The sequence below is a fragment of the Roseibium sp. SCP15 genome (assembly GCF_040329435.1).
Taxonomy (GTDB): domain Bacteria; phylum Pseudomonadota; class Alphaproteobacteria; order Rhizobiales; family Stappiaceae; genus Roseibium.
On record NZ_JBDZYI010000006.1, the window covers coordinates 181,380 to 196,449 of the forward strand.

At 57.2% G+C, this 15,070-nt stretch carries 12 protein-coding genes; 7 read left to right on the forward strand and 5 right to left on the reverse strand.

Annotation, left to right across the window (positions count from 1 at the left end):
- Positions 1 to 370: 370 nt before the first annotated feature.
- From ABLO27_RS26910 to ABLO27_RS26930, 5 genes are all read right to left on the reverse strand, one after another.
- Positions 371 to 1,621, reverse strand: coding sequence for an MHYT domain-containing protein (locus tag ABLO27_RS26910; RefSeq protein ID WP_353037189.1), 1,251 nt, complete (start codon positions 1,619 to 1,621; stop codon positions 371 to 373).
- A 223-nt stretch (positions 1,622 to 1,844) separates the two neighbouring features.
- A complete protein-coding gene (locus ABLO27_RS26915) occupies positions 1,845 to 3,287 on the reverse strand; it encodes a mannitol dehydrogenase family protein (RefSeq protein WP_353037190.1) in 1,443 nt (480 codons plus the stop codon).
- Positions 3,288 to 3,302: 15 nt separating this feature from the next.
- Positions 3,303 to 5,678, reverse strand: a complete 2,376-nt coding sequence (locus tag ABLO27_RS26920; RefSeq protein ID WP_353037191.1) for a glycoside hydrolase family 31 protein — start codon at positions 5,676 to 5,678, stop codon at positions 3,303 to 3,305.
- A gap of 9 nt (positions 5,679 to 5,687) precedes the next feature.
- Positions 5,688 to 6,989, reverse strand: coding sequence for a TRAP transporter large permease (locus ABLO27_RS26925; RefSeq protein WP_353037192.1), 1,302 nt, complete (start codon positions 6,987 to 6,989; stop codon positions 5,688 to 5,690).
- 18 nt (positions 6,990 to 7,007) lie between these two features.
- On the reverse strand, positions 7,008 to 7,532 hold the full coding sequence (locus ABLO27_RS26930) for a TRAP transporter small permease (RefSeq protein ID WP_352948388.1): 525 nt from the start codon (positions 7,530 to 7,532) through the stop codon (positions 7,008 to 7,010).
- Between the two features lie 244 nt (positions 7,533 to 7,776).
- On the opposite strand from ABLO27_RS26930, the gene ABLO27_RS26935 reads away from it, so the two are divergent.
- The 7 genes from ABLO27_RS26935 to ABLO27_RS26965 all read left to right on the forward strand — a co-directional run bounded on the left by ABLO27_RS26935 (position 7,777) and on the right by ABLO27_RS26965 (position 14,853).
- A complete protein-coding gene (locus tag ABLO27_RS26935) occupies positions 7,777 to 8,757 on the forward strand; it encodes a TRAP transporter substrate-binding protein (protein ID WP_353037193.1) in 981 nt (326 codons plus the stop codon).
- A gap of 83 nt (positions 8,758 to 8,840) precedes the next feature.
- Positions 8,841 to 10,661, forward strand: a complete 1,821-nt coding sequence (locus tag ABLO27_RS26940) for a glycoside hydrolase family 2 protein (RefSeq protein ID WP_353037194.1) — start codon at positions 8,841 to 8,843, stop codon at positions 10,659 to 10,661.
- Positions 10,658 to 11,398 carry an FCD domain-containing protein gene (locus ABLO27_RS26945; protein WP_353037195.1) on the forward strand — a complete coding sequence of 247 codons (741 nt, stop codon included), beginning with the start codon at positions 10,658 to 10,660 and terminating at the stop codon, positions 11,396 to 11,398. Before ABLO27_RS26940 ends, ABLO27_RS26945 begins: the two co-directional genes overlap by 4 nt.
- A 21-nt stretch (positions 11,399 to 11,419) precedes the next feature.
- Entirely contained in the window at positions 11,420 to 12,601 is a 1,182-nt protein-coding gene (gene uxuA, locus ABLO27_RS26950; RefSeq protein ID WP_353037196.1) for a mannonate dehydratase, read from the forward strand.
- Positions 12,602 to 12,703: 102 nt separating this feature from the next.
- Positions 12,704 to 13,105: a dihydroneopterin aldolase gene (locus ABLO27_RS26955; protein WP_353037197.1), complete on the forward strand. Its 402-nt coding sequence runs from the start codon at positions 12,704 to 12,706 to the stop codon at positions 13,103 to 13,105.
- A gap of 86 nt (positions 13,106 to 13,191) precedes the next feature.
- Positions 13,192 to 14,076: a dihydropteroate synthase gene (locus tag ABLO27_RS26960; protein WP_353037198.1), complete on the forward strand. Its 885-nt coding sequence runs from the start codon at positions 13,192 to 13,194 to the stop codon at positions 14,074 to 14,076.
- 21 nt (positions 14,077 to 14,097) lie between these two features.
- Positions 14,098 to 14,853, forward strand: a complete 756-nt coding sequence (locus ABLO27_RS26965; RefSeq protein ID WP_353037199.1) for an SDR family oxidoreductase — start codon at positions 14,098 to 14,100, stop codon at positions 14,851 to 14,853.
- The last annotated feature ends 217 nt before the right edge of the window (positions 14,854 to 15,070 follow it).

A 15,070-nucleotide genomic window follows, 5' to 3' on the forward strand; every position in this document is an offset into this window, starting at 1 on the left:
CATCCGGCAGTTTCGTGCGGCTCCATCGCCCGGGCGACGGATTGTCACATATTGCAAGCGTGAAGACTGATGCGCCGCACACTCAAGGCGGCATGCACCGAAAGCGTGCAGGAATGCACGGGAGACAGGAATTCCGGCACGAAATACGGCAGTGATTCTGACGTATTTCATGAAATACGAGTGGTGAAGATTGCAGAGATGCCGCTTAAGTTATTGGAAAGTAACAAGGTAGAAGGTTCTGGGTCTCAACAAATCCAACTCGCTTAGAAGTTGTGTCATTCTGAATGCGTTTGCACGAACGGCGTGTCTCAAAGTTGGATTGTGGCAGCGCACACAATCTGTCGTCTGCGCGGAAGCAGGTGGAGAGAACTTACTGAGCCGCAGCCGGATGGCTGTCCTGCTCGGCATTTTCGGTCAAGGCATTCAGCCTTGCCCGGATGCGGCTCCAGCGAGACCGGCTTACCGGAACGGTCTGTGCCTCGTCGCCTTCAAGAACCAGAACGCCGCCGTCACCTGCACGTTTGAAACTGGCGACACAGGACAGGTTGACAATATGGCTGCGGTGAACCCGCTTGAAAACCTTCGGGTCGAGTTGTTGCTCGGCTTCGCTGATCGACAGGGGGCAGAAGTACTCCCGATGGCCATCATAGAGCTTGGTGTAGTGGGCGTCGGCATGGATTGCGGCGATATCCGAAATGCCGATCTGGGTCTTTTGGCCGTCCCGTTCAATCGGCAGCGTTCGCTTGGCGGCAGGAGTGGAAGACCTGGGCACGGAAGGCGCTGCCTGCAATCCGGCGGCGCTGCGCTTGGCAGCATCGCCTGGAGCCGCTTCGGAGGGCAGCGGTTCCTCGTTCGGTGTGACTGTTTCTCTCGCATTATCCTGCAGGTCTTTGGTGGATCCAGCTGCCTCGTCGGGTTGTTGAGCCGGAACAAGGGTCAGAAGAAACAGGCCCGAGACCAGAAAGGCGACAAACGAAACGAAAATTGCCAGCATGCCCGGGTCGAGCGTGGGTGCTGAAAGACGCCGCGCCGTATCCGTCGCTGAATAGGTCATGCCGGTCATCGCGGTATAATGCATCGCGGAAATGGCAAGTCCCATGACGGCGGCCGATACGACCAGGGGTGGGCGCTTGCCGAGACCGAACAACAGCCAGAGCGCCAGACCCGCGGCGTTGAATGCGATCAGAAAACTGGCAAGAACATAAGCCGGATCATGTTCCAGCAGCAGCGAGTTGTGCAGAGAATACATGCCGAGATAGTGCATGGTGCAGATGCCTGCGCCCATGACGAAAGCCGCCAGCCCCAATCTCAGCGAAGTCAGCCGTCGATTGCTCGCTGTGAAGACGGCAACGCCCACGACAAGGACGCAAACCAGAAATGACAGCAGAGTTGGAAGAACAAGGAAGTCGACACCAATCGGGAATTTGGCGGCCAGCATGCCGACGAAATGCATGGACCAGATGGCAAGTGCAAGGGTGAGCGCAGCTCCCACAAGAAGCATGCGCCGCCTCGGTTCAACGGCTTTTCTTACCTGAACCGCGAGGCTCAGGCCGACAAAGCTTCCCTGAAATGCCATGACCAGGGAAAGCGCGACGAGCCAGGGCTCGTGCGTCACTGTCATGTTGAGGCTCTCCTCCCAATCAGCCCCGCATTCGCGTCGCGAACGGTGTATCCGTTTCAATGATAGGGGAAAGGGGAAGGGGCAGCAATCATGTCCTTGAATTGATGTGGGAACAGCTTCCACTCGGCATGGGAATTCGGGTGTTGGCCGTGCAGGTGGGGGCCTTTCGTCATCAGGCTCTCCAAGGCGTCACAGAGGATTGTGCACCTTGAAGAACGCGCGATCACAGTGCTGTTGAAAGTGCGTCGAGCACACCGTTGGAACGAAGGCGCTTGTAGGCATCGTGGACCGCACCGGTGAATTCGGGCGAAGCCGGAAGGTCGTCTTCGAAGACCGTCTTCAGGGACAACATCCGGTCTACATAATCCGATCCGTCGGACTGAGCGGCGAAGGCGGCGATCTGATCCGACAGGGGATCGCTGACGGGCAGGGGCTGGCCGGTTTCCGAAGTGCCTTTGCAATAGAGTATCCACCCCGCGACGGCGAGAGCCGAAAGTGGCCAGGGACGACCTGCCTCAAGATGCTGGCGAATGGAGGCCAGAAGTCTTTGAGGCAGTTTCTGGCTGCCATCGGTCGCAATCTGTGTGGTCTTGTGATGCAGCGCCCTGTTGGCGAACCGGTCAATCAGGGTATCGGCGTAGCGGGAGACTTCGACACCGTCCGGAACCTCAAGCGTCGGCACCTGCTCGTCCAGCATCAACTTCCTGGCGGCAGTCAACAGAACCGGGTCCTGCATGCATTCGGCAATCGTCTCCTTGCCAGCCAAGGCACCAAGATATGCAAGAAACGAGTGTGTTCCGTTCAACAGCCGCAATTTCATCTCTTCGAAGGGAGCGACATCGGCAACGAACTCAGCACCCGCAAGGTCCCAGGCAGGCCGTTCCCCGGCGAAGCTGTTCTCGATGACCCATTGGCGGAACGGTTCGCACAGGATCCCGTTTGGATCGGGGCGACCAAGAGCGTCGTTCAGGCGGTCGTGGGATTGGCCGGTCATGGCCGGTGTGATGCGGTCGACCATGGAACACGGAAACCGGCAATTTTCATCAACCCAGGTGCCAAGTTCGGGATCCAGTTCTCGCGCATAGTCGAGAATGGCCTGGCGACAAAGTACGCCGTTGGCCGGAAGATTGTCGCAGGAAAGGATCGTCAGCCCCTTATCGCCGACTTCTTTTCGCCGGCGAAGACCTTCAACGATCGTACCGATTGCCGTTTTGGGAGCCCCGGCTCCCTTGAGATCTTCAACGATGCCCCTGTGGCCAAGATCCAGTTGCCCGCCCGACAGGCAGTATCCTTTCTCGGTGATTGTCAGCGTGACTACCGCTAGCTCCGGGCTCGAGATCTGTTCCACAACTGCATCGGCACCATCGCGCACGGGGTGCAGTGTCCCGGTCACCGCGCCAATCTCCCTCAGGGTGAGATCATCGTCGGACATTTCCCCGACGACATAAAGTCCATCGGATTGGTCAAGCTGGGTCAGTTCAGCCGCGCCGGAGTTCAAGCGCGTGGCGATGACCCCCCAATCGCTTTCTGTATGACGCAGCATTTCGTCGTGAAAGACCATGACATGGGCCTTGGCAAAGGCACCAAAGCCGATATGCAGCATCCGAGGGCGCAAGTCGCCGCGGTCATAGGTCGGGGAAAGGATCTGGATGGGCTGTTCAGTCATGAGTTCTTGGCCGGATTAGAATGCGATTTTCGTTCCGGAAGTGACCGGAAGTCCGTTGACAGTCAGTGGTGCGGATCCTGCCTGCCAGATTGTTGCCGAGTCAAAAGCCGGTTGCCAGTCGCCGGAACGATGCCAGTGAAGGTGAACATCTCCATTGTTTCGAGTCAGCTCGAATCTTGTCAGGCAATGGTCGCCCGCGAGTGCGTTCACAGTAACGCCATCGTCGTCGTAGGCGAAGGAAAGTCTGGCAGCCCCATTGTCGGTCTGCGGATAGATCCTCCAGCTCCGCTCTGTATCGGTGGCGGCATCGGCACGTAGATTGGGTGCGGCAAGTGGCAGCACAGTCCCTCCGCGCACGAAAACAGGGATGGTCTCAAGCGAGACCGGTACCTCTAGGATCTCGCCACCCGGATGCCAGGCACTGCCGTCAAAGGTCCACCACCCTTCTTCGTTTGCCGGAAGCGTTACCTGCCGGTGTGTCGCGCCTTGCTCCACCACTGTTGCGACAAGAAGATCCCGGCCCAGCAGGAATTCGAACTCGGCCGCGTGGCAATTCGGGTCGTCCGGGTAGTCCAGGAAAAGCGGGCGCAGGATCGGTTCTCCCTCCGTCACCGCCTGATACAGCAAGGTGTATAGGTAAGGGATCAGCCGGGCACGAAACTTCAGGACGTCCCGGACGAGGGGTGTGATTTCCGGATACATCCACGCTTCATTTGCGGTGCCGTCGTCGTTCCAGGAATGAATGGTCAGGCGAGGATGGAAAATCCCGTTTTGCACCCACCGCAGGAAGAGCTCAGGCTCCGGACGCGGTCCGGCGAACCCACCGACGTCATGCCCGATATTGTAGAAGCCGGAAAGACTGAGACCGAGCCCCATCGGAATGTTCCAGCGAAGCGTATCCCAGGAGGTGTAATTGTCTCCGGTCCACGTCTGCGCATAACGCTGTGTGCCAGGCGCCGCGCAGCGCGAAATCAGATAGGGTCGTTTGTCCGGCTGGCTGGCCTTTTGCGCATCATGGGATGCGCGGGTCATCAGCTGACTGTGTAGCGGGCGAACGAGATTTACGGGTATGGGATTGCCGAAGCCGTTGCAAACTGCCTCATCATCCCAGACCTCATATTCGTTGTTGTCGTTCCAGGTGTGCGGAATTCCCCTGGCAAACAGCTTGTCGTTGAGGTTTTTCTGCCACCAGGAAACGGTGTCGGGATTGGTGAAATCCAGATGCGAACCGTTGCCATCCCAGAAGGGAGACTGTTCGGGTTCACCCGTTTCGCTGTCCCGAATGAAAAGGCCGGCGTCGTTCACCTCGTCATAAAGCGGATGATCATCCAGCAGCACCGGTTTGATGTTGGCAATCAGATGGACGCCGGATTGCGAATATTTCCGGGTCATCTCTTCCGCGTTTGGAAACCGGTCCGTGTTCCAGTGAAAGACGTAGCGCTTGCCCTCAATCGCGGTGTAGCCTGATGACATCTGGAAGCTGTCGCAGGGAATGTCTTCGTCATCCAGTTTTTGAAGAAATTCCTCCATGCGTTCCTGGGCATTTTCCGCATCGGCATAGGCCATTGAGGAGCCGGAATATCCAAGCCCCCATCGGGGCATGAAAGCGGTGCCGCCGGTCAACCAGTGGTGACGCTTGACAATATCCAGAACGGACGGCGCCCAACTGAAATAGAAGTCCAGATCTCCGTCTTCAGCGCGGAACGCGCGGAACGGCGGATGATAATTGTCCTTTTCATTGCCGAGATCGAACCAGCAGGGCGCAAGGGTGTCGTAGTATAGACCGTAGGCGCCGAGATCGCCGCGATCCGTAATTGTGAACGGAATGTGCTTGTAGAGCGGATCCGTCGTTTGGGCGTCATAGCCCATCGCATCCAGATTGCGCATTTCGTAACGACGGCCGGAGCGCTCCAGAGCCCCGCTCTTTTCACCAAGACCGTAGTACCTCTCGCCGGGAAACCGGCGCAGGAAATGCTGTTTACGATGATCCCGCCGGCCGATCATGTAGGCGCTTTGCGGCCGGTCGCGAGCCACTTCCCGCCAGTCATCTTGATCAGCCGATCGGCACTCCCACGTCATGCTCAGGGGAGTGCCGATGGTCAGACGAAGGTTCTGCGTTTCAAGAACAACGTTCTCCTCATTTCGCCTGACCGAGAATTCGGGGCAGGAAAAACCGGCCAGCGCATCTCTCCAACGCCCGTCCCAGGGCACGTCTGCTCCAGGAGCCACCGCCCAAGTGCGGCTCAGGCGATATTCGCCGTCCTTCAAAAGGCAGACCCGGATCAGAGCGGATTCCAGAACAGAGATCTGGAGGCGATGCTTTTCCTCGACTTCAAGGACGATTCCGTTTTGCAGGTGCTCGGCAAACTGCCAGCGGTTCAAGGCTTTCATCTAAGGCTCCTAGTAGCCGAGCAGCAGGCGTGGAAGGAACAGGCTGATCGATGGAACATAGGTGACCACCAGCAGCAGGCTGACAAGAACGGCATAAAAGCCGAGCATCGGTTTGATCACCTGCCCGATCTTCACGCCACCGACGGAACAACCGACAAAGAGAGCTGACCCGACCGGCGGTGTACAGATGCCGATGCACAGGTTGAACGTCATGACCACGCCGAAATGAACCGGATCCATGCCGAGGTCCACCACGACCGGCAGGAAGATCGGCGTGAAGATCAGAAGTGCCGGTGTCATGTCCATGAAAGTGCCGACAACCAGCAATGCGATATTGATGATCAGCAGCAGAACCAGCGGATTTTCAGACAGGTTCAGCAAGGCATCGGAGATTGAATATGGAATGTCGGCAAAAGCCATTGCCTTCGACATCGCGATGGAACATCCGATCATCAGAAGAACGATGGATGTTGTCACCGCACTTTCCAGAATGATGCTCGGCAATTCGCGCCACGTGATCTCGCGGTACCAGACGACTGCCAGGAACAGCGTGTAGACCACGGCCACAGCTGACGCTTCGGTCGCGGTGAAGATGCCGCCGATTATGCCACCCATGACAATGACGATCAGGCCAAGTGGCAGCATTGCATCCGCAGCCTTGACGGCAACTTCCCTGCCGCTCGGGCGCGGGGCAACCGGATATCCGCGGCGTTTGGCGATGATGCCTGCCACCACCATCAGGCTGAGACCCATCAGGATGCCCGGGATGTAGCCGGCGACAAACAACGCAGCGACGGACGTGCCGTTGGTGATCAGCGAGTAGACGATGAAGGTGGAACTTGGCGGAATGAGAAGCCCGGTCGGACAGGAAGCGATATTGACGGCGGCACTATAGGCCGGGTCATAGCCTTCTTTCTTCTGCAACGGCGCCATAACACCACCGACGGCAGCTGCGGACGCGACAGCCGATCCCGAAATCGACCCGAACATCATGTTGGCGATGACATTGCAGTGGGCCAGGGCGCCGGGAAGTCGGCCGCCCAGAACCTTGGCGAACTCGATGAGCCGCATTGCAATGCCGCCGCGGTTCATGATGTTGCCGGCCAGAATGAAGAACGGGATCGCCAGCAACGTGAAACTGTCCAGACCCGAGGCGATCTGCTGGGCGACGATGTAAACCGACTGGTCGAAGGACATGAACAGCAGGAAGGTGGCAAAGGCAGCCAGGCCGATCGAAAACGCGATCGGCACCCCCAGGATCATGAGCAGTGCGAACGTCCCGAACAGAACCAGGACCGATTGAGTATCCATGAAATTTCCCCCAGTCCCTTAGTCCAGCGGGCCGCCCGCCTTGGGCGCGCCATCCTGATCGTTCGGCCCGCGGCCCTCGCGGAAGAGGTCGGCCATGAAGGTCAGGCAGTAGTAGAGAATGCAAAATCCTGAAAACGGGATCGCGACATAGACGAGGCCCATGGGCATCCGCAGAGCCGGGGACACCTGCCCGGTTTCCAGTGTGCGGCTTACCAGGTCCAGGCCTCCGTAGATCATCACCAGCGCCGCAAAGACTGCTATGGCCGTGATGATTCCGGCATTCACGAGGAGACGGACAGTCCCCTTGGTGATCACCGGCAGGAGATCAATGGCAAGGTGGCGCCGCTGCCCAAGCGTATAGGCACCACCCAGCAAGGCCACCCAGATAAACAGGAAACGCGCCATTTCATCGGTCACGGTGCTCGGGCTTTCAAGCACGTAACGCGAAAAGACCTGCCAGATGACACAGGCAACCAGAATGGCGAAAGCGATGGAGATGACGAGGCGCAGGATCAGATCGACGCCTCTTGTTACGTTTGTCACGATGTTCCTCCCATGCCGACCCGGAATACCCATTGAAGCAGGTGTGTCGGCGGAATTCGACGGCCTAAGGTTTGCGCCAAGAAATTAAATTGGTCAACCAATTTTGTAAAAAAGGTTGACTGATTTGAAAAATTGGACGAACAATTCGCCATCCGCAGCAGCAATTGGCTGCGAGACCCGAGGCCGGGACCGGCTCATTGAGGAGCACAGGTCGCGTGGCCGAGGCTGCATTTGGGAGGAAGACATGACGAAGTTCGTTAAGCTCGCGGCCGTTCTTGCCGCTGGCGTTGTTGCACTGGGTACGGCTGCCAATGCCAAGACCCTGCGTCTCAACCACAACAATCCGGAAGACCATCCGCTGCACAAATCCATGGAATACATGGCCGAGCGTCTGGAAGAAGCGACCGGTGGTGATCTGAAGATCCGCATCTACGCCAACGCTCAGCTTGGCACGCAGCGTGAATCCATGGAGCTGATGCAGAACGGCACCCTGGACATGGCGCGCTCCAATGCTTCGGAACTGGAAGCGTTTGAAGAATCCTACGGTGCGCTAAACCTGCCCTACATCTTCGTCAATGCCGATCACTACTATGACGTTCTGAGCGGCGACATCGGTGCAGACATCCTGGCCGCTTCCGAAGACAAGGGCTTTATCGGCATCGCATTTTACATCGAAGGTGCGCGTTCCTTCTATGCCAACAAGGAAATCAAGTCGCCGGCAGATCTTGAAGGCATGAAGATCCGCGTTCAGCCGAGCCCGTCCGCCATCCGTATGGTCGAGCTTCTTGGCGGCAACCCGACCCCGATCGCCTGGGGTGAACTTTACAGCGCGCTGCAGCAGGGTGTCGTTGACGGTGCGGAAAACAACCCGATGGCTCTGACCTCGGCTCGTCATGGTGAAGTGTCAAAGGTTTATTCCGACGATGGCCACACCATGATCCCGTCTGTCGTGATGATCTCGTCCAAGACATGGAACGACCTGTCTGACGAGCACAAGGCTGCAGTTACCAAGGCTGCCAAGGAATCCATGGATTTCCACCGCGAGCAGTGGGATGCCATGAGCGCTAAGGCTGTTGAGACCGCAAAGAACGAACTCGGTGTTAAATTCATCGAAGTCGAAAAAGGTCCGTTCATCGAAGCTGTCCTGCCGATGCACGAAGAAGCTGCACAGAAGTCACCGGTCGTGGCTGACCTGATCAAGCGCATCAAGGACATTGCTCCTTAACGCCTGAAAGACCAGCTTGGAGCATTCCGTGTCGTTTGCGAAAACACGCGGAATGCTCTCCCGACGTTGCCGGAGACGGAAAGATGCTCGAACGTTCACAACTCGCCGACAATGCGCTGCAGGCTTTGCATGACGAAGACTATGACGTGCCTTTCAACACGCAGTCTCTCAATCATGAAGGTCTGATCTTCATGGGAGGCCGGTCAGCGGCAAGCCTTGACGGCGACTGGACCTTTTGCGTCGATCTTCTGGACACCGGCTTGCGGCAGAAATGGTTCTCCATGTTGCCGGAGGAACCTGAAAACCGGACGGAGCCATGGGATTACGATCCCTATATGGGAGAAACCGTTCCGGTGCCCTCCAACTGGGCGATGGTGAAGGAAAAGTGGTACTTCTTTGAAGGCAGTTCCTGGTACACGCGTCCGCTTGATATAAGTGAAATTGACGAAGGCAAGCGGCAGTTCCTCAGATTTGGCGCCGCAAGCTATGACTGCAAGATTTTTCTGAATGGCGAATTCCTGGGCAATCACTACGGCGCTTCAACTCCGTTTTGCGTCGAGCTGACCGGCAAGCTGAAGCCGGGCCGCAACTGGATCATGGCCTGTGTGAACAATACTCGCACCCGCGACCGGGTTCCGATGCGCAACACGGACTGGTTCAACTATGGTGGTCTTTACCGTGAAGTGTCTTTTTTCGAAACGCCGGCAAATCTGATCAGGGATTTCTTTTTGTATCTTGTGCCCGATGGCACCTATTCCAGGATCCGCGCCGAAGTTGAAATTGACGGCGCTCCTGAAGCTCCCGTCCATCTGTCGATCCCTGAACTCGGTATCGACCAAACTGTTCCGCTCGATCAAAGCGGAAAGGGACAGGTAGAGCTTACCGCTACGCCGGAACTCTGGAGCCCTGCTTCACCGAAGCTTTATGACGTTTCCGTCGGCTTTGGGGAGGACACGATCAAGGATCGGGTCGGCTTTCGCCAGGTCGAAAGGCGCGGCACCGATATCCTGCTGAATGGCCAGTCTGTGTTCCTTCGCGGCATTTCCGTGCATGAGGACGATGCAGAGCTGGGCAAGGTCACCAATGAAGACGATCTGCGCCGCCGCTTTTCCCATGCAAAAGAGTTGGGATGCAATTACCTGCGCCTGGCCCACTATCCCCATCATGAACGGGCCGCGGAGCTGGCCGACGAGCTCGGGTTCCTTCTTTGGGAAGAAATTCCTGTCTACTGGGCGATCGACTTTGCCAACCCCGCCACATACAAGGACGCTGAAAATCAGCTTCGCGAACTGATCAAGCGCGATCGGAACCGGGCCAGTGTCATCATCTGGTCGGTCGGCAACGAGAATCCGGACACGGATGCGCGTTTGAAATTCATGCAAGGGCTTGCGGATACCTGCAAGTCACTCGATCCCACCCGTCTGACTTCGGCCGCCTGTCTGGTGAACCATGCCCAGAACCGGATCGAGGACCGCCTTGCAAGGCATATCGATGTCATCGGTCTGAACGAGTATTATGGCTGGTATGAAGAAAATTTCGACGACCTTGTCGCGATCGGCAGGAACTCGGACCCCGACAGGCCGGTGGTAATCTCGGAAACCGGTGCGGATGGCGTGATCGGTGACAAGGGGCCGAAAAAGGGCCTCTTCAGTGAAGAATATATGGCTGAAGTCTACCACCGGCAGATCGACACCTTGCGCAAACTGGACTACGTCAAGGGTATGTCGCCTTGGATCCTTTACGATTTCCGTGTAGAGCGCCGGCAAAATATCTTTCAAAATGGCTATAATCACAAAGGGCTGATTGCTGCCGACAAAAGAACCAAGAAAAAAGCATTCCATATTCTGGCGGAGTATTATCACCAGATCGCCGCCAGCGATGAGGATGCAAGGAAGGCCTCATGACCAGCGATGTTTCAAAGCGCCGCTATCAGGAAATAGCCGAGCTGCTCGCCAGGCGCATTACCGAGGAAGGTTACAAGCCTGGCGACAAGTTTCCGACGGAACGCCAGATTTCCCTGGAAATGGGGATCAGCCGGTCGCTGGTCCGCGAGGCCTACATCGTGCTGGAAATCGAGGGCTATCTGGATGTGCGCAAAGGCTCCGGAAGTTATGTCGCCGCCGGAGAGAAGATTTCGCTGAATGTTCCAAAAGCCGATTTCGGTCCGTTCGAGTTGCTTCAGGCCCGTCAGCTTCTGGAAAGCAGCATTGCGGGTTTCGCCGCAACGACAATCACCAAGAACGATATCCTGAAGCTTCGCGAAACCCTTGAGCTTGAGCGCAAGGCCATTGAACTTGGCGAAGAAGATTATCTCGCTGATCGTCAGTTTCACCTGCAGATCGCCGAGGCCACTCAGAACAGCGTTCTCGTCGCCCAAGTAGAGGATCTCTGGACGAAACGCGAAGAAAGTTCCATGTGGGCCCGGCTGCACGACCGCATTTTCGATCTGAGCTACCGGGAAAAGTGGCTGGATGATCACGCGGCGATTCTGGAGGCGCTCAGGCATCGCAATTCGGAAACGGCGCGTCAGGCGATGTGGCATCATCTCGAAAACGTTCGCCAGACCCTGCTCGAATTATCGGATGTCGGAGATCCGGAATTCGACGGTTACCTCTATACGCCCGCTGTGGCTTCCCCATAAGAAAAAGAAAGTAGAGCTGCGATGATCGAAAGCTGGCGTTGGTTCGGGCCACAGGATCCGGTTTCCCTGACAGACGTTCGCCAAACCGGGGCAAGCGGCATCGTAACCGCCTTGCACGAGATCCCGAATGGTACCTTCTGGCCGGAAGAAGAGATCGCCGCACGTCGCCAGATGATCGAGGATGCAGGTCTTACCTGGGAAGTCACCGAAAGCATCCCGGTTCACGAGGATATCAAGACCGGTGCGCCGGGTTGGGAGCGCTGGGCCCGAAACTGGGCCGAGACAGCGCGGGCACTCGCCCGCCAGGGCGTCAGGACAATCTGCTACAATTTCATGCCGGTACTGGACTGGACCCGCACCGATCTGGATTTCGCACTGCCGGACGGCGCAACGGCCCTGCGCTTTGAGTTTGCCGCATACGCCGCCTTTGACCTGTTCATCTTGAAACGCGAAGGAGCCGAAGCGGATTACGGCCAGGAAGACATAACGGCCGCCGAAGCCTACCTGGCGACGCGTCCGGAGGCGGAACGCGAACGTCTGACGGCGAACATCATTGCAGGTCTGCCGGGGTCGGAGGAAAGCTACACGCTGGACAGCTTCAAAACCCGCTTGAGTGCCTACCGGGAGACCGGCCGCGAGGAACTCTTCCAAAATCTGCAGAATTTTCTGGATTTGGTGATCCCCGAAATCGAGGAGGTCGGGGCGGTTCTGGCGCTGCACCCGGACGATCCTCCGCGGTCGCTATTCGGATTGCCGCGTATTGCCGGCACACAGGCGGATCTGGAGCGCATCGCGGCGATGCACAGTTCTCCATCAAACGGCTTTACACTTTGCACGGGTTCGCTTGGAGTTCATCCGGACAATGACCTTCCGGCCATTGCCGAAAGCCTCGGCGAGCGCATTCACTTCGCACATCTACGTGCAACGCGCCGCGAGGATGATCCGCGCAGCTTCTATGAAGACGCCCACCTGGAAGGCGATATAGATATGGTCGCTATCATTCGGGCACTCCGTCATCTGGAAACTCGCACCGGCAAGCGAATTCCCATGCGTCCCGATCACGGTCACCGCATTTTGAACGATCTTGCGGGCAACTCGACACCCGGCTATCCGGCTATTGGCCGCCTGAGAGGACTTGGCGAATTGCGCGGTGTCATCAAGGCCGTCGACGTACTGGAAGGATATGGCGCAGCCGCCGGATAGGCGCGCGACCAGTGAACCTGCTTCTTGACGCTGTCGTTCTTTCCATGGTCTGGAGATGACGACATCGTTTCAAGGGATCCGATCCCCGCAGCAGGTAGCCAAATGCCCGACAGCCAACAAAGCAGCTCCAGCCTCATCGAAGATGGCCAGGACACCATTCTGATCAACAATCTTCTGATCCCTGCGCGGATCGGGATCTTGGAAAGCGAGCAGGGCCGGGACCAGGCCGTCCGCTTTGACATCGAGATCGAGACCGTTGCCGGCTATCGTAAGCTGGTGACCGACACAGGTACATTTGTCTCCTATGCCGATGCCGTGGAGTTCATTCAGAACAAGGCTGCTTCCGGCGGGCATGTCGATCTGGTCGAAGACTGGGCCGAAGCGGTCGCTGAATTCGTGCTCTCCAATCCGCTCGCCGACAAAGTCACTGTCACAGTGACCAAACCGGACATCTTTGAAGATGCCTCGGGTGTCGGAATTCGCATCACGCGCAAACGAACCTGACGTGGACTTGCCACAGGTGAGAACCTTCCTATTTCCCTCCGAACCGTCCAACCGACAGGTTTGAACACTCTGGAGCTTTGCCTTTCATGATTTCTGCCGATCGTCTCCTGCCTCTTTGGCTCAAATACCGTGAGGCGTTGGAAGCGCCGGTTCAAACGTTCGAGTTTCCCAAATTCGATCGCAGGTTCGAAGATCGGACCTATCAGATGGGTGTTCTGAACCTCTCTCCGGACAGCACATATCGCGAAACGGTCTGCCATACGTTCGATGCCGCCCTCTATCGCGGACGGCGTATGACGCTGGAAGGCGCCGCCATGATCGATATCGGGGCGGAATCAACTGGTGAAACGGCCGATATCGTGGCGGCGGAACGGCAGATTGATCGGATGCGGCCGGTCGTGCGGGCGCTGGCCGATGAAAACATCCTGGTATCGGTTGAAACCTATCACCCGGAAGTGGGTGTTGCCCTGGTCGAAGCAGGCGCGGGCGTAGTCAATCTGACCGGTAGGGTGGACGACCCGGCATTTTATGAAGCACTCGCCTTTCATCACGCAGGTGTGGTTCTGTGTTACACGCCTGGAGAAAATGCCCGGTCCGAGGACTACCTGCCGCCTTCGGAAGAAATCTTTGATCACCAGCTGAGTTTTTTCAAGGAGCGGATCGATCTGGCGACCAATGCCGGGATTGAACGGCTTTGGGTTGATCCGGGCTTCGGCTTTGCATTGCACTTGCCCGACGGGCCTGACAGGATCCGGTATCAGACAGACAGCATCCTGCAGTCATTCCGGCTGCGTGAACTGGGGTGGCCTGTGACGGTACAGTTGACCGGCGCGGTCTATCTGTTCCGGGACGAAGTGCGCGTAGCGCAGACAAGTGCGGCAACGCTCGCGGTGATGTCGAAGGCCAATCTGGTGCGCAGTCACGAAGTTTCGCGCGTCCAGCCGGTGTTGAACCTTCAGGACTACACCTGACAATTCTGGGGAGATAAGAGCATGGCAGCCGATAAGATCGCCTTGGTCACCGGAGCCGGAAAACGGCTCGGCAAGGCAATTGCCTGGGGATTGGCGGAAAAGGGTTACGCACTCGGTCTCCATTACAACTCATCTGTGGGTGGTGCGAAGGAGCTTCAGGATGAGATCCTGGCATCAGGCGGGAAAGCAGTCCTTTTGCAGAAGGATCTCAGTCAGCCGGAGCTGGCTGGCGAGTTGATTTCGGAAACGGCGAACGCTTTGGGCGGTCCGGTCTCTGTATTGGTGAACTCGGCCTCCGCCTTCAATACCGACAACATCTTCGACCTGACGCCGGAAAGCTGGCAGTTCCTGATGAATGTCAACGCCGCCGCACCCGTCTTTCTCATGCAGGCTTTCGCCAATCAGGATCCGTTGCCGGTGGAAGGCGCGATCGTGAACTTGCTTGATACACAGATGCTGTCCGCCTCGCCCGAACGGTTCAGCTACTTCTGCGGCAAGTTTGCGTTGGACGGCGCAACACGTCTTGCTGCCTTTGAACTGGGTTCGAAAGGCATAAGGGTCAATGCGGTTGCGCCTGGCCTGGTGTTGCCGAGCGATCAGACACAGGAGAACTTTGACAGTCGCCAGAAGCTGACGCCCCTCGGGCCGGGTCTTGGTCCTGACGATATTGTTGCGGCCGTTCAGTATCTGGTGGAAGCGCGGCAGGTCAGCGGGCACACGCTTGTGGTCGATGCAGGTCAGCGTCTCATGGGCTTTGGAAACTCCCCGATCGGGTGATCGGCAAGCCGCGCTCCATTACCTAACAAATGGTTAATATCCACTGCTGCAGAGGCGTCGAAATTTTTCTCAAAAAAAATCAAAACAGCTGTTGACGGTGGTTGGTTGGGTGCGTATAACCGCGCTCATCGACGGCGGCAACGTCGCTGGCGGCAAGGTTTTTTGACCTTAATTCCTGAAAATTGGTCTGATTGGGCCGGATCTAGAGGTTCGGTAT